Annotated in this window: 15 protein-coding genes, 1 tRNA gene, 1 pseudogene and 1 riboswitch; of the genes and pseudogenes, 2 read left to right on the top strand and 15 right to left on the bottom strand. The window is 43.3% G+C overall.

Going from position 1 to position 17,881, the window contains the following annotated elements; translation table 11 throughout:
- Positions 1-201 precede the first annotated feature (201 nt).
- Positions 202-858 carry a 2,3-bisphosphoglycerate-dependent phosphoglycerate mutase gene (locus tag QUF07_RS10020; RefSeq protein WP_217162332.1) on the bottom strand — a complete coding sequence of 219 codons (657 nt, stop codon included), beginning with the start codon at positions 856-858 and terminating at the stop codon, positions 202-204.
- 94 nt (positions 859-952) lie between these two features.
- A complete protein-coding gene (locus tag QUF07_RS10015) occupies positions 953-1,897 on the bottom strand; it encodes an AEC family transporter (RefSeq protein ID WP_289427335.1) in 945 nt (314 codons plus the stop codon).
- Between the two features lie 201 nt (positions 1,898-2,098).
- Here QUF07_RS10015 and QUF07_RS10010 point away from each other — a divergent pair, with 201 nt between their 5' ends.
- Positions 2,099-3,205, top strand: a complete 1,107-nt coding sequence (locus tag QUF07_RS10010; RefSeq protein ID WP_289427334.1) for an LCP family protein — start codon at positions 2,099-2,101, stop codon at positions 3,203-3,205.
- 85 nt (positions 3,206-3,290) lie between these two features.
- On the opposite strand, the pseudogene QUF07_RS10005 reads toward QUF07_RS10010, so the two are convergent.
- The 11 genes and pseudogenes from QUF07_RS10005 to QUF07_RS09955 all read right to left on the bottom strand — a co-directional run bounded on the left by QUF07_RS10005 (position 3,291) and on the right by QUF07_RS09955 (position 14,764).
- Positions 3,291-3,607, bottom strand: a pseudogene (locus QUF07_RS10005) (hypothetical protein).
- A 5-nt stretch (positions 3,608-3,612) separates the two neighbouring features.
- Complete coding sequence (locus tag QUF07_RS10000) at positions 3,613-4,023, bottom strand: PTS sugar transporter subunit IIA (RefSeq protein ID WP_217162299.1); 411 nt, start codon at positions 4,021-4,023, stop codon at positions 3,613-3,615.
- Between the two features lie 89 nt (positions 4,024-4,112).
- Positions 4,113-4,727, bottom strand: a complete 615-nt coding sequence (locus QUF07_RS09995) for an HAD family hydrolase (protein WP_217162301.1) — start codon at positions 4,725-4,727, stop codon at positions 4,113-4,115.
- 216 nt (positions 4,728-4,943) lie between these two features.
- A tRNA-Leu gene (locus QUF07_RS09990) sits at positions 4,944-5,029 on the bottom strand.
- 51 nt (positions 5,030-5,080) lie between these two features.
- Entirely contained in the window at positions 5,081-5,959 is an 879-nt protein-coding gene (thrB, locus tag QUF07_RS09985) for a homoserine kinase (RefSeq protein ID WP_217162303.1), read from the bottom strand.
- Between the two features lie 27 nt (positions 5,960-5,986).
- Positions 5,987-6,457: a SprT family protein gene (locus QUF07_RS09980; RefSeq protein WP_217162305.1), complete on the bottom strand. Its 471-nt coding sequence runs from the start codon at positions 6,455-6,457 to the stop codon at positions 5,987-5,989.
- A gap of 4 nt (positions 6,458-6,461) precedes the next feature.
- Entirely contained in the window at positions 6,462-8,642 is a 2,181-nt protein-coding gene (locus QUF07_RS09975; protein ID WP_289427331.1) for a Tex family protein, read from the bottom strand.
- A 292-nt stretch (positions 8,643-8,934) separates the two neighbouring features.
- Positions 8,935-9,366, bottom strand: coding sequence for a hypothetical protein (locus QUF07_RS09970; protein WP_217162309.1), 432 nt, complete (start codon positions 9,364-9,366; stop codon positions 8,935-8,937).
- A gap of 19 nt (positions 9,367-9,385) precedes the next feature.
- Positions 9,386-12,124, bottom strand: a complete 2,739-nt coding sequence (locus QUF07_RS09965) for a calcium-translocating P-type ATPase, PMCA-type (RefSeq protein ID WP_289427329.1) — start codon at positions 12,122-12,124, stop codon at positions 9,386-9,388.
- A gap of 342 nt (positions 12,125-12,466) precedes the next feature.
- Entirely contained in the window at positions 12,467-13,294 is an 828-nt protein-coding gene (gene nadE / locus QUF07_RS09960) for an NAD(+) synthase (protein WP_217162317.1), read from the bottom strand.
- A gap of 12 nt (positions 13,295-13,306) precedes the next feature.
- Complete coding sequence (locus QUF07_RS09955; protein ID WP_217162319.1) at positions 13,307-14,764, bottom strand: nicotinate phosphoribosyltransferase; 1,458 nt, start codon at positions 14,762-14,764, stop codon at positions 13,307-13,309.
- A 127-nt stretch (positions 14,765-14,891) separates the two neighbouring features.
- Between QUF07_RS09955 and QUF07_RS09950 the strand changes: the two genes are divergently transcribed.
- Complete coding sequence (locus tag QUF07_RS09950) at positions 14,892-15,620, top strand: WecB/TagA/CpsF family glycosyltransferase (RefSeq protein WP_217162320.1); 729 nt, start codon at positions 14,892-14,894, stop codon at positions 15,618-15,620.
- A gap of 144 nt (positions 15,621-15,764) precedes the next feature.
- Here QUF07_RS09950 and QUF07_RS09945 read toward each other — a convergent pair whose 3' ends face one another.
- The gene (locus QUF07_RS09945; protein ID WP_054748393.1) at positions 15,765-16,469 is read right to left on the bottom strand and encodes a GntR family transcriptional regulator; all 705 of its coding nucleotides are present in this window, start codon (positions 16,467-16,469) and stop codon (positions 15,765-15,767) included.
- 225 nt (positions 16,470-16,694) lie between these two features.
- Positions 16,695-17,495: a pyrroline-5-carboxylate reductase gene (gene proC, locus QUF07_RS09940; protein ID WP_217162321.1), complete on the bottom strand. Its 801-nt coding sequence runs from the start codon at positions 17,493-17,495 to the stop codon at positions 16,695-16,697.
- A gap of 159 nt (positions 17,496-17,654) precedes the next feature.
- A riboswitch (TPP riboswitch) is annotated at positions 17,655-17,744 on the top strand.
- The last annotated feature ends 137 nt before the right edge of the window (positions 17,745-17,881 follow it).

Raw genomic sequence — 17,881 nt, 5'->3', positions numbered from 1 at the left:
CAAAACAAAAAGAGCCCTAATCACAAAGTGATTAGAACTCGAATTTAGTTTCACCAACAACAGTTGACGAAGAGCCGCTAAATAGCCGGGGTCTTCCGTCTGGCACAGCTTTTATCTAAGCGGCTACGGCGATCCAGTCGAATAATGACTGATTGGAAATTAATATATGTCCAAGTCTCTAATGATTAATTGTTAACCTGGTTACTTGGTCATAAATTCTTTATTCAAAATATTTAAATGTTCATTAAAATCATATCGGATCGGCTTGCCATTTGGAACTTCGACATTTGGAATCTCCTCATCAGAAACATTTTCCAAAAATTTAATTAAGGCTCTCAAAGTGCTCCCGTGAGCAACGATTAACTGATTTTTGCCGTCTAAAAGTTGGGGCGCAATCTGATCTTCCCAATATGGAATCAAGCGATCCATGGTCATTTTCAAGCTTTCTGCCAATGGAATTTGAACCCCATAACGATTGTATCGGGGATCCTCATCTCGCTTGGCCAATTTTGGCGGCACCACCGTAAAACTTCTTCGCCAGACTTTCAACTGGTCGGCGCCAACTTGCTTCTTAACGGCAAGCTTGTTTTTACCCCGCAATCCGCCGTAGTGACGTTCGTTTAACCGCCAGCTTTTGTGTTCTGCAATATCGTTTTGTCCAATCTCATCTAACACAATGTTGGTCGTAATAATGGCACGCTTTAAAAAAGATGTGTGAACATCCGTAAATTGCACCCCGGCTGACTTAATGACCTGGCCAGCAAAATGAGCCTGTTGAATCCCCTTTTCGGTTAGATCAACATCGCTCCACCCAGTGAAGATATTGTCTCGATTTGCTTGGCTTTCACCATGACGCATTATGACTAGTGTTGGCACGCTTTCATCCTCTTTTTACAAAATTAGTATCCAAGAATATGTTACCAATAATGTGACTCATGATCAAAGATCCCTGTTATAGTTGTTGAACTAATACCATCAGAATTGGAATGACCACCAAGCTCAACAGCGTTGTTTCGGCAACCATGACCGACGCGTATTCCGAGTCAGCATGATAAAGCCTGGAAACAACTGGGGCGTTTGTCATAATTGGCATCGCCGCCTGCATGATAAACACCTGTTTCATTAGCAGAGGTAAATGGGTTGGAATCACGAGCAGCGACATGAGTGCCGGAGCTAGTAAAAACCGACCGAATAAAATCAAAAAGTTACTGCGATCAAACCGAACCCGGGTGATATCAACGCTATTAATGGAAATTCCGATAAAAATCATCGAAAGTGGGATTGTCAGGTTCCCTATGTAATTAAAGTCCTGCATGATAAAATCGGGGAGTGATACGTGAAACAGAACCAGAACAACTCCGACCATGAACCCAAGTAGTGGCGGTGAAAACACTCTTTTCAGAGTGGTTTTCCAGTTGAATTCACCCTCACCTTTGCCATCCTTTTGGATTAGGTAAACACCTAATGTCCAGAAAAATGTCGTGTTAGCCATGTAGTAAACTAAAACAAACGGCAAGCTCGATCTACCAAACAATGCCATATTAACTGGTAAACCAACGAAAACCGTGTTAGAGTTGGAAAACATTGACCTAAATAAGCCAGCGTGCATCTTCGGAATCTTAGCAAATCTCACGACGAAAATCGAAATAATATAGAGCAAAAGCATCGATACAATCGGAAAAAATAAATCCGGTAACGTCTTTAATAACATTTTCGCTGTAAATTTACTCATGATGGTCGATATCATGTACGCTGGTAAAGCAATCTGAGTGACCAGCCTGGCAAACATGCTGGTCATCTTACTGTCAAACCAATCATTTCTAGCTAATATAAATCCCAGGGCAATCATAATTAGAATAATCAAGACCCCGGATACCGCTGAGCCAAATACTCCCATACACATTCCTCACTTCTAACAAGAATAACAATGACACATTATAGCACAATTAGAATCCACATTTTGTTATAATTTGAGGGATAGCCATCAGAGCAAGTTGACGAGAATTATTAAATTATGTTTAAATAACTGAAGATTTCTGCATCTGATCTGTAAAGTGCAATATACTTTTGTAAGAATTTTTATAAATGAGGAGTCACTATGCCATCAAACAATAAAAACGATTTTGAACCTGTATATTCAAGAAGGGCTGACAAAAAGCCCCATTACAAGAAGGGCAATAAAAAGAAGCGCCGCATTATCGGCTGGAGTGTCTTTCTGGTTTTCCTCCTTATTGTCGGGAGCGGACTTGTTTGGGGCTATGGCGCTTATAAGAGCGCCAAAAAGACTTTCACCCAAACTTACGATTCAACAAATATTCAAAAAGCCAGAAACGTATCATCCGTCATTCAAAAAGGTAAGCCTCTGTCGATCTTGTTACTAGGAACAGACACTGGTGCACTTGGCCGTCACGATACCGGTCGAACGGATACTATGATTGTTGCAACCATTAATCCTAAAAAGAAAACAATCCATTTAACCAGTATTGCCAGAGACACGCAGGTTAATGTCCCGGGGGATACTCAACAATACGAGAAGATTAACGCAGCTTATACCATTGGTGGGCCGGGAACAGCTGTTAAGACAGTCCAGAACCTGCTGGATATCCCAATTGACTTCTACGCGATCATCAATATGGGCGGTTTGGAAACCATGGTGAATGCCGTCGGTGGCGTGGACGTTGTTCCCCCATTGACATTCCAATATGGGCATGCAAACGTCGTTAAAGGCAAGAAGACCCACCTAAACGGTCAACAAGCCCTAGATTACGCCCGAATGCGTGATGACGATCCTCGTGGGGATTATGGCCGTCAAGCCCGTCAGCGACAAATCATTAAAAAGCTGGTGATGAAAGGTTTGAACGTCACCTCCCTTCCAAGATATAAGTCAATTCTTTCATCTCTCAAAGGAAATATGAAAACTGACATGACATTTGATGACATGATTGCAGTTCGGGCCAAATATGGCGATGCAACTCACCATATTAAGTCACAAACCTTACAAGGCGAAAACGCCATGATCGATGGCTTGTCCTATCAAGTTGTTCCTCAAACTAAATTGCTTCGGGTTTCAAACGATATTCGATCTACACTTGGCTTATCCAAGTCAAAGAAGCTGCAAAGTTCCCAGACCCAAACGGATACCGATGCATCAACCACAACAGGGACTGATACCACTGGTAATCAATCATCCTACAATGGTTATTAATTAAACCCGATTCAAAAAAGACCTATTTCGTTAGCCGGACGACTAATGAAATAGGTCTTTTTTTGAGTCGGGTTTAACAGACGAACTAGCCACGAACTTGTAATTCCATCTGTCCCTTCTGAGGAGCGAAATTAATCCTGATAAGCGGTTCTTCTAGGATCTTGATTCCTCCAGAACATCATCTGGAAGCGGTGTGTGAGCTCGTAATAGCGTTAAAACGTCACCAGCATCTCTTGCTGACCGCAGATCAATAAACAAATTAATTTTGTTAACGACGTCTCTGTACAAGTCGGTTAAAATGCCATTCGGCTTTCCTTCCAAATCGGTAATGACCACCTGAGAAGCGTCAAACCCCATGTGATTGAAACTCACCATCTTCAATACATCGAATAAATTATCCATTGGTCTCAAATCCCTTCATGATTTTCTGATAACTTAAATTGGCGGATGGCATTTTTTGAAACTGACATCAGATGATCTACTAAGTTGGTTAGAGAAGTCTTTCTGGAAACAAATGCCTCTAACAAAATAGGTAAATTAACACCACCAATTAACGCAATATGCTCGGGATTATCCGCAACGATCCGACCAGCTGCCTCAAATGGAGAACCACCCCACATATCAGTGAAAATTAACACATCATGATGTTCAGTAAACACTGTCAACGCTTTATTATATTTAGCTTGAAGTGAATCAATGCCATCATTGGGATCCAAAGAAAGCCAACTAATCTGTGCCTGCTTGCCAGCAATCATTTCAGAAGTTTTGACAATCTCCTCTGAAAGCCTGCCATGACTTGCAACTAAAATCGAAATCATCCAATCACCTTTTCATTTGTCATTAATCTTATGTTCTACGTTTAGTTACCACCAATATATCACAAAAGAGCGGTTTCATCTTGGTTATCTTAAATCTTAAGTAAGTCGGCTGGTGTCTGAAGGTCGTAATCGGTTTTCTCAAATTCGGCTGTTTTTTCGGTTCGCCAGCCGGCTAATGCAAATTTGACATTTGCAGCGTGAGCAGCCTGCAGATCATAAATTGTATCGCCGATATAGATCGTTTCATCAGGATCTGCAGCTAATTTTTCGATTCCTTTTAGAACCATATCAGGAGCTGGTTTACCGCGTTTGATTTCATTTGAGAATACAAATTGATCAAAATATTTATCCAGACCAAATCGGGTGACGTCTCGGTGAAATTCGCTTTCCTGTTTTGACGTTGCAATTGCTAGACGAGTATTTTGCATGGCGTGGATTTTAGCCAACGCGTCAGTAATTCCAGGATAAACGTGGGCATAGTGCTTATAGTCCTTGATTTGACCAAACCACTTGGCAAGCATCCCCTCAACATCCTGAACGCCCAAAATTTTGAGAGCGTCAGTGGCGGTGATTCCAAACACCTTTTTTACGTCATCATATGTAACGTCATACCCGTTTTCGATGAGCGTTTTATGCAATGGTAAAAGGTACATTTTTTCTGTGTCAATTAAAGTTCCATCGACGTCAAATATCAAATACTTCATACAGTCAACTCCAATTATTGATTTGTGAATCAGGTCGCGCTATGTTGTTGCGCAAGGATCAATGATGTCCTGGTTGAACTACTTTCAGTCCCATACGCCTATAAATTTTCAGCGTCAAAATTTCGCTGCAGTCCAACCAAACAGTATTCATCAACCATGCTTCAACAAAAAAAGTCCCAATTACTACCAAAATGATAGTAACTCGGACTTTAATAATGCGGCCAAGAAGATTCGAACTTCCACCGAGATAATTCTCGACAAGATCCTTAATCTTGCGCGTCTGCCAATTCCGCCATGGCCGCATCAACAGATAAAATTATAGCAGAAATTAGCAGTCATGACAAATACTTTTTTTATTCGCCGCGAACCGTTGCGCCTTCTTGGTCTATTTGTAACAGTCGTAAACTACCATTCATATTTTTTTGTTGTAACTCAATTCTAAGTTCGGTCAAAGCTGCTTGTTTCCCCAGGGTTGAAACCGTTGGACCAGCACCACTCAAATAAGTACCGTAAATATTAAGCTTATGCGCCGTTTCCAAAATGGTATCCATCTCCGGCACAAGTTCTTTTCTGGCCGGCTCATGGATTTGGTCCCCTTCGATTAATTTAACCGCTTCATCCCACTTGCCTTGAGCTGCAAGGGCAACAAAGACATTCTCTTTGCTGCTGGCATGAATCGCCTTCTCAAAGCTGATTGTCTTAGGCAATTTCTTACGGCTTTCCGCTTCACTGATCCCATCAGGGCGAATATACATCAAAGCGTATACATCCGGTAATTCAATCCGGGTCGCAACTGCTTGTTGACCATCGAAAGTTGAAACGGTCAGCTGGCCCAACAATGCGGAAGCAACATTTTCTGAGTGTCCCTCAAATCGAGAGCCAAGGTTAATTTGATCTGCTACCGACAGATCCAAATCACCTAAGGCGTTGGCAATCTTGATCCCAGCTACCACGGCCGTTGTGCTCGAACCAAGCCCGTGGGCAATTGGGACATCTGAGATAACAGTCAGCTGTCTTGGATGAATGTCTGGATCCACTTTGAGAATTGTCTGGACGATTAAATTGTGCTCATCGGTTGGAACGTCAGCTCCTAAGGCATGATTAACCTTCCACTTATCGGTTTTTTCTTCAACAATCACCGTGTAGTACAAATGAAGGGCAACCCCAACAGAATCAAATCCAGAACCTACGTTGGCTGAAGTCGCCGGAACGCGAATAATTAGTTTTGCCATTGTCAAACTCCTTTCGTTATCAATGATCTATTGTTTCTCGAGACCGATATCGATTAACGTTAACCTGCTGTGGCATCGACCACAGACATATTTCGAAACATTGATCCTTCGTTTCCTATGATACTCCAGACCACAATGTGTGCACCGATAAAGATATTTAACATGAAATGAAGGCGTAGTTGATTCAATCCGTGGTGCATATCTGGATCCACCAACTGCCTGTAACAATTGTTTAAATTCAGGGGTGTTATGCCGACCACTGAATCCCGCAAGATTGAGATGATAATGACACAACTCATGTTTGATGATACCAATTAAAACGTCATGAGACTGGCCATCATCCATCTTAGGATTGATATCAATATCGTGACTGTCTAAATGATAACGGCCACCAGTTGTCCGCAATCTGGGATTGAAGTAGGCCCGATGCGTAAAGGGTCTGGAAAAAAATTGGATCGATATTTGTTCGACTAAGTGTTGTAATTCAGTATTTGTCATTAGCTTATCTCTTCTGTCCTGCTTCTGGTTCCACCATCGTTAATTGAATCCGGTGACGATCAGCATCCACTGAATCAATCCAAACGGTCACAATATCTCCAACAGAGGCCACTTTGCTTGGATCTTTGACAAAATGGTCACTCATTTTGGAAATATGCACCAAGCCATCCTGCTTAACCCCAATATCCACAAATATGCCGAAGTCAACAACGTTTCTGACGGTTCCTTGAAGCTTCATCCCCGGCTTTAGATCGGCCATTGTTAACACATCTTTTCTGAGTAATGGCGCGGGCATCTCATCTCGCAAGTCTCGGCCAGGAGTCTCAATTCCCTTAATGATATCCTGCAGCGTTTCACGCCCAATTTCTAGCGACTGAGCAGTTTGGTCTAAATCAATTTGACTGAGTTTTTTAGCAACAACCGGCTTGCCAAGGTCGGCTGCACTCAGATCGGATTGCTTGAGTAATTGGTAAGTCGCCGGATAACTTTCTGGATGAATGTCCGTATTATCAAGTGGATTATCGCCATCAATAATTCGGAGGAAACCAACGGACTGTTCAAACGCTTTTGGCCCCAATCGCGGTACCTGCTTCAAATCCGAGCGGTCATTAAATTGGCCGGCCTCATTGCGGTACTTAACGATGTTATTTGCAGTAGATTTGGTTAACCCAGAAATATGAACTAGCAAATCCGGACTAGCAGTATTTAAATTAACCCCCACCCGATTAACAGCCGTTTCAACCACTTGATCCAATTTTTCACTTAGCTGTTTTTGAGGCACATCATGTTGATATTGACCAACTCCGATAGCTTGGGGATCAATTTTGACCAATTCAGCCAAGGGATCTTGAATCCGTCGGCCAATACTAACGGCCGATCGTTGTTCAACACTGAAATCAGGGAATTCTTCTCTGGCAACCTTGCTGGCAGAATAAACAGATGCCCCGGCCTCGTTCACAATGACGTAATAAATTGGCGTCTCAATTTCTTTAATGGCATCGGCAACGAACTGTTCTGATTCCCGGCTGGCAGTCCCGTTACCTATCGCAATCATTTCCACGTGGTTTTGGTTAATGAAATCAATGAATTCCCCTTTGGCTGCTTTTCGTTTTGCTTCACCAGCAGGCTTGTGAGGATAAATCACCGTTTTGGCTAAATACTTCCCATTCTGATCAACCACTGCGAGCTTACAACCAGTCCGATAAGCCGGATCAAAGCCCATGACAACTTTACCCTTTAATGGCGCCTGCATGAGCAAGTTATACAGATTCTTGCCAAAAATATCGATTGCGTGGTTATACGCAACTTCACTCAAATCCTTACGAATTTCCCGTTCGATTGCGGGACCAATGAAGCGTGAATAGGCGTCTAACACGGCACTTTCCACAATTTTGGCCGCCAAACCAGTTTGGTTACCAACTGTATTGGCTTTTAAATGCCAATCAATCGGCGTTTCATTCACATCGATCTTCACCGATAAAATACCTTCCTTTTCACCACGATTGATTGCTAAGGTCCTAAATGAGGGAATTGATTTGACCGATTGAGAAAAATCATAGTACTGCTGATAAGTCCCTTCTTCGTCAGCCTCTTTAGCACCTCTTTTGATCTTGGTCACCAGGGCACCGTACTGATTAGTATTCTGGCGAACCCAATTTCGAAAATCGGCTCGATCACCAAATGTTTCAGCCAAAATTTCATGAATACCATCAAATACAGCAGCCTTATCAGGGAGTTGTTTTTCTGGATCAACGGCTTGTTCAACCAGGCTATCCAAATTAGGGGCAAACTTTAGCGCGGCATCTGCTAATGGCTGTAAGCCCTTCTCTTTGGCAATTGTGGCCTTTGTCCGCCGCTTTTGCTTGTACGGTAAGTATAAGTCTTCGACCTGTTGGAGGACGGTTGCCGCGTTGATTTCAGATTCGAGCTGAGGGGTTAGCTTTTGCTGCTCGGTGATGATTTTGATAACCTCAGCTTTGCGCTTATCCAACGTCTGAATTCGGTGAGCTGCCGCTTCAATATCTCGAATTTCAACTTCATCCAAGTTGCCGGTTCGCTCTTTTCGATATCGGGCAATAAAGGGAACCGTGTCGCCTTCATCGAACATTTTCAGTGTTTCAGAAATTTGCTCGATTCGTAATTTAGGTAAATCATGCCGAATCTTTTCGGCAAGTGTATCAGTCATTTATTCCACCTCATCAAATAATGTCACGGTTAATTATATCATGTTCAGTCAGTGAGAAAAATTATTGGGCAGAAGAAAGATTGGGACAAGCCACAATTGATCCCAGAATTTAAGTCAAAAAAGTAATGCATTCCAAAACCAGAATGCATTACTTTTTTGACTTAAATGGCGGGGATCAGCGGTTGGTCGCAAGTTTTATCAATATGAACAGGGAAAGCCAAGTTGCATTTATAAACAATTTACCGCCTAACGTTCCCTTTTGTTTAGATCTGAAACAGTCGCTGTCGGTTACTTACATACCGCCCATAATTCTCGTCGTCACACTGGAAACCTTCGCAATGCTACCCTCTTGATCCTTCTCCGACTTATTGAACTGATCCACATTAATCGTCGTGACATCCGGATCAATGCTATCGGTCATTGCTTGGCAAGCATTAGTATAGTCCTCGTAATGGCGAACCAACAGCTTATGTTTGCCCAGAACTTTGACAGGCACCGGTGCCTGTTGAAGCTTGTTGACATTTTCCTTGTACTTATCAGTTCCTGACTGGAAATGGGCCTTAATTCTTGCTAATTCGTCCGTCGACAATTCTGAAACGGTATCGGCGTCAATTGCCTTTCGTAACGTTTCAAAATCATCATTGAGGTCCGTACCATTTGCGGATGTTGAATCGATCACATCCGATACGACCTTTGCATAACGTTGCATATCTTGTGGTTTCAAACTATCATTACCCCCATTTTTATTGTTTGTGGAAAAAGTGTCTCTGAATGTATTTTACTACTTCTGTGATCACAACGATCATAAAGCCACCAAATACCACCACGACCCATTGTGAAGCGGTCAAGTTAGACACATGGAACATTTCGTTGAAACCGGGAACTGCAATTGTCGCAATTAACAGAATAGTTGATCCCAACAATGCCCAGTTAAAGAATTTATTTCGGAACAGCCCCACTCTAAAGATCGATTGATGAATGGTCTTGGAGTTAAAGGCGTGGAAAAGTTGGATTAATCCCAAAGTGGCATAAGCCATCGTCAACGCATCTGCGTGAACCAACGCTTCTGATGAGTGCACCGGATTGATAATCGCGAAAGCATAAACCGCTAACGTAATGAAACCTTCAAAGAAGCCCTGATACAGGATATTACTCATGATCCCCCCAGAAAGGAAGTTTGACGATCTGCCCCGAGGCTTGCGTTTCATAATTCCCGGCTCGGCGGGTTCAACGCCCAATGCGATCGCTGGGAACGTATCGGTTACTAAGTTAATCCACAAAATCTGGACAGGTGCCAAAATTTCCCAGCCCATCATTGTCATCACAAATAAAGTTAAAACTTCTCCTAAGTTCGCTGATAACAGGTATTGTAGTGACTTTTGAATGTTTGAAAATACTTTTCGGCCAGCTCGAACGGCGGTTACAATCGTGGCAAAGTTATCATCTGCCAAAACCATATCGCTGGCTTCTTTAGACACTTCGGTCCCAGTAATTCCCATGCCAACACCGATGTCGGCAGTCTTGAGGGCGGGCGCATCGTTTACGCCATCACCGGTCATGGCAACGACCTTCCCCTTTTTCTGCAAAGCTTTCACAATTCGAACCTTGTGTTCTGGGGCAACTCGGGCATAAACGGCAATATTGCCAACGGCGTCATCGAATTGGGAATCAGACATTTCATCTAATTGCGCACCGTTAATGACTTTATCTGTATCCTGTGAATCTCCGTGGCCAATAATTCCCAGCCGTTTAGCAATTGCTTGGGCAGTGTCCTGGTGATCTCCTGTAATCATCACGGATTTGATCCCTGCTGATTTGGCTTCAGCAACCGCCTGAGCCACTTCTGGTCGTTCAGGGTCAATCATTCCGATCAAACCAACAAAGGTCATGTCACGTTCTTGAGCGTCACTCGTCAAGTCAGTGGGAACTGAGTCAACCATTCGGTAAGCAAACGCAAGAACTCGGAGTGCTTGGGTTGCCAAACTGTGATTGGTGTCACTGATGAGTTTCTTATCCCCATCAGTGATGTCTCGGACCTGATCACCATCTTTAATCTTTGTGACACGTTGTAGTAACTGGTCAGGGGCCCCTTTCATCGTCATCATGATCTGACCGTTATCCATTTGGTTAAAGGTCGACATGAGTTTTCGTTCCGAATCGAATGGGATCTCGGCTAACCGTTTGTGTTGGTTAACAAAATCTTGAACAGGTTGATCTTTGTTCAAATAAAAGGACAAAAGCGCCGTCTCAGTTGGATCACCCGCCAATTGATCTTCTTGGAACTTGGTATCATTATTCAATACCATGATTTGGGCAAGCTGATCAGATAAATCCAGTTGGGTATCAGCAGAATCGGCCAATTTTTCATTCAGGAAAACCTTTTCGACGGTCATTTTGTTTTGCGTCAACGTTCCCGTTTTATCAGAACAAATGATATCCGTACTCCCAAGGGTTTCGACTGCTGGCAGCTTTCGGATCAACGCGCGATGCTTGGCCATTTGCTGAGTACCAAGCGCCAAGGTGACCGTCACAATTGCGGGTAAGCCTTCGGGAATTGCGGCAACGGCCAATGAAATCGCCGTTAACAGCATGTTAATCAAGCTCTCCTGGCCGCGAAGCATTCCCATGCCAAACACAATGACGGCAATCACCAAAATCAAAACCGTCAGCATCTTTCCAAGGGACTTCAAGTTGTCCTGAAGCGGTGTCGTTGACTCTTCAGTGGTGTTAAGCATGTGGGCAATTTTACCTACTTCGGTATTCATTCCGGTCCCGATCACAATCCCAACACCCCGTCCAGACGTGACATTACTGTTCATGAAGCCGAGATTTTTGCGATCCCCTAGGGGTAAGTCATTCTCCGAAATTGTTTCAACCTGCTTGTTAACAGGAACGGATTCACCCGTTAACGCAGCCTCTTCGATTTTGAGCGAGTTTGCCTCAGTCAGTCGCAAGTCGGCCGGAACAACATCCCCTGCTTCCAGCAAAACAATGTCTCCCGGGACAATCTCTTCACTTTTAATTGAGATCGACTCACCATTTCGCAAAACCGTTGCCATTGGTGCTGACATCTGTTTGAGCGAATCGATTGCATTTTCTGCTTTGGATTCTTGGAAAACCCCAAAGATCGCGTTGAGAATCACAACTGCCAGAATAATAATGGCATCGACATGTTCACCGGCAATTCCTGCAATAATGGCCGCAACAATCAAGATGATAATCATCAGATCTTTAAACTGGGCAATAAATTTCTCCAGTAGTGTGGTTCGCCGCTTGGCAGTCAACTTATTAGGGCCGAATTGCTGGCGACGTTCAGCCACCATGCTGGTCGTCAGCCCATTTGGATTGGACTTCATTTGTTGCATGATGTCGGCAACGGATCGCTGATAACTAAATTTTTTCTCCTGTGTCATTAACTTCCTCCTCTGAGTAAGCCCAACCGAGCATTGAAAAGTTGAACATGCGCTTCCTCGTATATCCATTCTTGGGAAAGCAATATGTGAGGGACTAATGTGCAGACTTCTGCTTGGATGAACTGTCCTAAATTTAAGTGAGTAACGAGCAACGAGCGCATCAACCCAGCTCTCATCTTCCCCAATGCTTCCAATAAATGCTTGGAAACTGACTGTAGCGGGTGGCATGTCTTAAAAAGAAAGAGACCTGCAGATTTCTTCCCATGAAGAATCCACAAGTCTCACCATTTAAGAGTTATCCCGGAAATACGAATATTTCACGTTGACGAGATAATCACAGCATACCGCTGCTGGTTACTCCCTTTATTTATCATTATTATACATAATCACTAATAAAATGTCACTCTTTAATTACTTCCAAAACGTATCATAGACATTAATTGGCGTGTGACGCTTGTGTTCAGTCTTGTTATACCAGCCTTCAATGGTCTCGGCAGCTTTTTCAGAAATATTTTTGCCTTCTAGGTAGGCATCAATATCTTGGTAGGTCACTCCCAAGGCAACTTCATCTGGCAAGGCCGGCCGGTTATCTTCAAGATCAGCAGTCGGTGTCTTTTCATAGAGATGCTTGGGTGCGCCAAGTTCATTTAAGAGCTGTTTACCCTGTCGTTTATCTAATCGCCAAAGGGGGGTGATATCAGCTGCCCCATCACCAAATTTGGTGTAGAAACCAGTGACAGCTTCGGCAGCATGATCAGTTCCCACTACGGCACCGCTAGTCTCACCCGCAATTGCATATTGCGCAATCATCCGTTGGCGGGCCTTGATATTCCCTTTATTAAAATCGCTAATCTGGATGCCATTTGCCTCAACAGATTCTGTAGCTGCATCCACAGCGGATTGAATATCCACCCGAAAAACCTTGTCGGCATTCATAAATTTGATTGCTTCAAGGGCATCAGACTCATCTGCTTGAACACCATAAGGGAGCCGGACGGCAATAAATTGATAACTGATATCACCAGTTTCGTCACGCAGTTCACTAATCGCCATTTCCGCCAATTTCCCTGCTAATGTTGAGTCCTGACCACCGGAGATGCCGAGTACCAAGGATTTTAAAAACGAAAACTTGCGAAGATAACGCTTCAAGAATTCGACACTGCGACGGATTTCCTCGTTTGGATCAATTTCCGGTTTGACTTTTAAAGCATTAATAATTTCCTGCTGCTTTGCTCTCATGTGCATCCCTCGTTAATATTTTATTTGTTGAACGTAATTACGGACTTTTTCAATAATGTCACGCTTATTATCCCAGCACTTTTGTGATAAATCGACCGGATACTTTTGTGGGTTGAGTTCCCGTCGGTATTCAGGCCACAACGCTGCCAATTCTTTTTCGGCATAATCGCTGATCTGAGATAAATTAGGACGATCATAAACCAATTTGCCATCTCTGTAAATAGTTTTCAGTAAAGGTTCCGCATCAAAATTTTCAACGGTCTTGTTGATATAAGTATAATTTGGGTGGAACATGTAAATTGATTTCTCTTCCCGGGGATCCTCAGTTGACAGCGTGATGTAATCACCTTCAGACTTGCCGTCCTTAGTATCGGTAATTCGCCAAACCTGCTTTTTGCCAGGGGTGGAAACTTTTTCCGCGTTCCCGGAAATCTTGATCCGATCGACCATTTGGCCGTCATCATCTTCAACTGACACCATCTTGTAAACTGCCCCGAGAGCTGGTTGATCAAACGCCGTAATTACTTTGGTGCCAACGCCCCAAACGTCAATCTTGGCGTGTTGCATCTTCAAGCTGGCAATCGTCGTTTCATCGAGATCGTTGGAGGCGTAAATCTTCGTATTGGGGTACCCAGCATGGTCAAGAACTTCTCGAACTCGTTTTGACAAGTAAGCCATATCTCCAGAGTCCAAGCGAACGCCCGCAAAGTTAATTTTGTCGCCCATTTCATTGGCAACTTTAATTGCACTGGGAACGCCACTTTTGAGCGTATCATAGGTATCCACAAGGAAGACACAGTCGTGATGGGTTTGGGCATAGGCATGAAACGCCCTGTAATCATTGCCAAACGACTCAACAAGTGAATGGGCGTGAGTTCCGCTAATCGGAATCCCAAATTTTTTACCGGCCAAAACGTTGGAAGTCGCATTAAAGCCACCAATAATGGCCGCCCGCGTTCCCCAAATTGCTGCCGAAACTTCTTGGGCCCGCCGACTGCCAAATTCCATCAGTTGATCGTCACCAACAACCGTCCTAATTCGGGATGCCTTGGTTGCGATTAAGGTTTGGTAATTGATCATATTTAAAATCGCGGTTTCAACCAATTGACATTCACACAGAGTTCCTTCAACTTGAAGGATCGGTTCATTTGCGAAGACAACATCCCCTTCATACGCTGAACGGACCGTGCCCTTAAATTTGAAATTTCGCAAGTAGTTTAAGAAGCTGTCCGGATAATCGGTCACTTCTTTAAGATAGTCAATATCCGAGTCAGTAAAGTGAAGGTTCTCGATATATTGAATAATATGCTCCAACCCAGCGAAAACAGCATACCCGTTTCCAAAAGGCAGTTTTCTGAAGAAGGCTTCAAAAACGGCATGACGATTCTCCATATGCTTCTCAAAATAAGTTGCCATCATGTTGATTTCGTAAAAATCGGTGTGAAGTGTCAAATTATTATTTTCTGACATATTGTTTCAATATCCTTCCCGATGAGATGTTATATAATTAAGTAATCATGTTAATTCTATCATTTATCGTCACATTGACCAGAAAAATGGCGGTTTTTGCTTCAAAATAATTATTGAAGGAGTCATTATGACCAAGCAATCAAAAGTATCGATTTTAGGAATTCCATTTATCAATACAACTCAAAGCGCATTTGAACAGACGCTTCAACAGCGAATCGACCAGCAACAAAATACGTTTGTGGTGACAGCTAATCCGGAGATTGTCATGTATGCCCGCAATCACCCGGAATACACCAAATTAATCAAGGGGGCCAATTTTATTGTCGCTGACGGTATCGGAATCGTGATTGGGGCTAAGCTGTTAAAAACACCGATTGAGGAACGGGTTACGGGCTACGACTTGTTTGAAAGTTTACTCAGCTGGGGCAATCAACATCAAAAGTCGGCCTACTTCGTTGGGGCAAAACCAGCCGTCATCCAGAAGCTACGAGAAGTTGTGAGCAGGCAATTTCCAGATCTTGTCATTGCCGGCACTCATGATGGGTATTTTTACAACGACACTCAAATCGTTAATGATATTCGCCAGACTAATCCGGATATGGTATTTGTTGCAACCGGGTACCCGAAACAAGAAGAATTTATCGAACGAAACCGAGCAGTTACAAATGGCCTTTGGATGGGAATTGGTGGGTCGTTTGATGTGCTTACTGGAACCGTGAAACGTGCCCCGGTTACTTGGCAAAAGATGCACTTAGAGTGGTTGTACCGCGTCATGAAAGAGCCTGCTCGAATCGGCAGACTAATGGTGCTGCCAAAGTACTTGCTGCAAGTCTTAAAACAGCGCTTTTCAAACTGAACTTAAGTCAGCGATCGTTGCGTCAGAAAATCTCACTGCCTGCTACATTCATTACATAAAGGCTCCAAAGTTAAACCCCTTCAGTTTGGGGGATTTTAACTTCGGAGCCTTTATGGATAGTCAAAACGCTTTTATTCAAGTGCCCTATTCTTTTTCCAAATAAAACTCAAATCGATCGCCAACATATTGCGTCCGAACATACTCAAATGGTCGACCGTCTTGTAAATATGTAATTTGGCGTAAACGTAAGATTGCCTCTCCTCGCTTAATATTGAGATATTCCGCAATCCGTTCGGAAGCCAACATTGCTGAAACCGTTTGTTGGGCTTTACCAATCTGAAGGTCTTTCTTTTGCTCTAGTGTCCGATACAACGAACTGGTTACCTCGGACTTTTCCAAGCCCTCGACAATATTCTCCGGCACCGTCGCAACCTCGAAGCAAATTGGCACATCGTCACCATATCGAATTCGCTCCATCCGCAAAACAGGTTGGTCTTGAGTAATATGCAACTTCTCCATTTCACTCAATGACGGTTCCATCGTATGATACGAAACCGTTTTGCTCGACGGCTTCTTGCCTTGGGCCAACATCAAATCCGTGAACCCAGTGACCCCGGACATCTTTTCCTGAACTTTCTGATTGGCAACGAACGTTCCAGAACCAACCCGTCGTTCCAAGATTCCTTCGTCAACAAGAGTCTGAATGGCCTGTCGCAAAGTCATCCGACTAACGCCAAATTCTGTAGACAGCTCGCGTTCAGAGGGGATTCGATCACCAATTTTCCATTTATCGGCTTCGATTTTTCGCTTTATATCATTATGAATCTGAATATAAATTGGCAAACCCACCATTACCAACTCCTTTGGTCTTCTTTATACTTTATTTTAACATAATAATTGAAATCTATGAGGTCTAGATCACTGCAAACCAAATTTGTCCGGATGATTATGCTGAGAAGCGCCGGTGAACAATCGTTTCAGGCCGTAGAAAAAGGATTATGCTTGCATTTCAAACTGACAATGCAATCATAACCCCTGCCCTTGCTGAATCAGAAACCATTAACCGGAAGTCGCTTACTTCGTCTTCCCAGTTGACTTATCAATCGTTGCATCGATTCCTTTAACTACCGAACTCAAGAAACCAGCTTCTTCCATCGCTAAGATTCCGGCAATTGTATCGCCACCAGGAGAGCACACTTTATCGATCATTTCGGCAGGCGTCTTTCCAGATTGCATCAATGCGTCAGCGGAGCCAAAGGTTGTTTGTGCAGCAATCTTAGTAGCAGCCTCTTTGCTTAACCCGTATTTAACCCCTGCTCGGCTAAGAGCGTCAATGAAGAAATCAATGTAGGCAACTGCACTGCCAGAAATTGCACTGAACGCAGGGAAAAGCGTTTCGGGCAATTCACTGATTTCACCAGTTGCTTGAAAAATTGAAAGTGCCTGATCCTTTTGGTCACCAGCCAAATTTTCGTTGACAGCAACCGCGGTCATCCCCTGGCCAAATTCCGAATTGATATTTGGTAAAGTTCGGAGAATCGGCAAATCATAATTGGTCAGCTCGGCCAATCGTTCCAAGGAAACTCCTGACACGATTGACACAAGCACTTTATCTTTGGTGAGCGCCGAACGAATTTCAGCAAGCACAGCCTTGGCAATCGCTGGGACTACTGCCAACACCACAAAATCACTATTCTTAGCAACGTCCAGATTAGTTTCCTGCGGTGTCAATCCAAATTTATCAGCATAGTTCTCATAATGAGCCTGGTGCGCACTGTGAATCAAAATATTCTCTGTGGGCACCAATCTTGCTTTGAGTAGCCCCTGAATAATGGCCTGAGCCATCGCTCCGACACCGATAAAACCAATTTTCATGATGAGCCTCCTAATTTCAAGTAATAATCAATAATTTGACAATAGCGGATTGAAAAAGAAATTGCAATGAAAATTTCACGTTTACCGTTAAATAAATGATACCGTTCTTTTCATCATTGGTTATCTGTTGACAATGCTTAGGTGAGCCTGTAGGATAATCAGAGAGAATTGGGGTGCCAGCGTGCTGAGAATATACCCATTGAACCTGATCTGATTAACATCAGCGAAGGGATTTCTTCATCAGTTAACCAATTAATATTAAAGTATTTAACTAATATTTTTGTGTTCTTAACCCGATGGCCCCCAATTCTGGCTCTTCGTCAACTGTTGTTGGTGAAACTAAATTCGAGTTCTAATCACTTTGTGATTAGGGCTCTTTTTGTTTT

Source organism: Lentilactobacillus sp. TOM.63 (genome assembly GCF_030361045.1).
Taxonomy (GTDB): domain Bacteria; phylum Bacillota; class Bacilli; order Lactobacillales; family Lactobacillaceae; genus Lentilactobacillus; species Lentilactobacillus dabitei.
Note: the sequence above shows the minus strand (reverse complement) of the source record. Positions and strands in the feature narration are given on the sequence as shown.

Bases quoted from the DNA above. Each gene is read 5' to 3' on its own strand.
- QUF07_RS10020 (WP_217162332.1), bottom strand. From the start codon at position 858: ATGCGTCATGGTGAAAGCCAAGCAAATCGAGACAATATCTTCACTGGG.
- QUF07_RS10015 (WP_289427335.1), bottom strand. From the start codon at position 1,897: ATGGGAGTATTTGGCTCAGCGGTATCCGGGGTCTTGATTATTCTAATT.
- QUF07_RS10010 (WP_289427334.1), top strand. From the start codon at position 2,099: ATGCCATCAAACAATAAAAACGATTTTGAACCTGTATATTCAAGAAGG.
- QUF07_RS10000 (WP_217162299.1), bottom strand. From the start codon at position 4,023: ATGATTTCGATTTTAGTTGCAAGTCATGGCAGGCTTTCAGAGGAGATT.
- QUF07_RS09995 (WP_217162301.1), bottom strand. From the start codon at position 4,727: ATGAAGTATTTGATATTTGACGTCGATGGAACTTTAATTGACACAGAA.
- thrB (WP_217162303.1), bottom strand. From the start codon at position 5,959: ATGGCAAAACTAATTATTCGCGTTCCGGCGACTTCAGCCAACGTAGGT.
- QUF07_RS09980 (WP_217162305.1), bottom strand. From the start codon at position 6,457: ATGACAAATACTGAATTACAACACTTAGTCGAACAAATATCGATCCAA.
- QUF07_RS09975 (WP_289427331.1), bottom strand. From the start codon at position 8,642: ATGACTGATACACTTGCCGAAAAGATTCGGCATGATTTACCTAAATTA.
- QUF07_RS09965 (WP_289427329.1), bottom strand. From the start codon at position 12,124: ATGGATATACGAGGAAGCGCATGTTCAACTTTTCAATGCTCGGTTGGG.
- nadE (WP_217162317.1), bottom strand. From the start codon at position 13,294: ATGAGAGCAAAGCAGCAGGAAATTATTAATGCTTTAAAAGTCAAACCG.
- QUF07_RS09955 (WP_217162319.1), bottom strand. From the start codon at position 14,764: ATGTCAGAAAATAATAATTTGACACTTCACACCGATTTTTACGAAATC.
- QUF07_RS09950 (WP_217162320.1), top strand. From the start codon at position 14,892: ATGACCAAGCAATCAAAAGTATCGATTTTAGGAATTCCATTTATCAAT.
- proC (WP_217162321.1), bottom strand. From the start codon at position 17,495: ATGAAAATTGGTTTTATCGGTGTCGGAGCGATGGCTCAGGCCATTATT.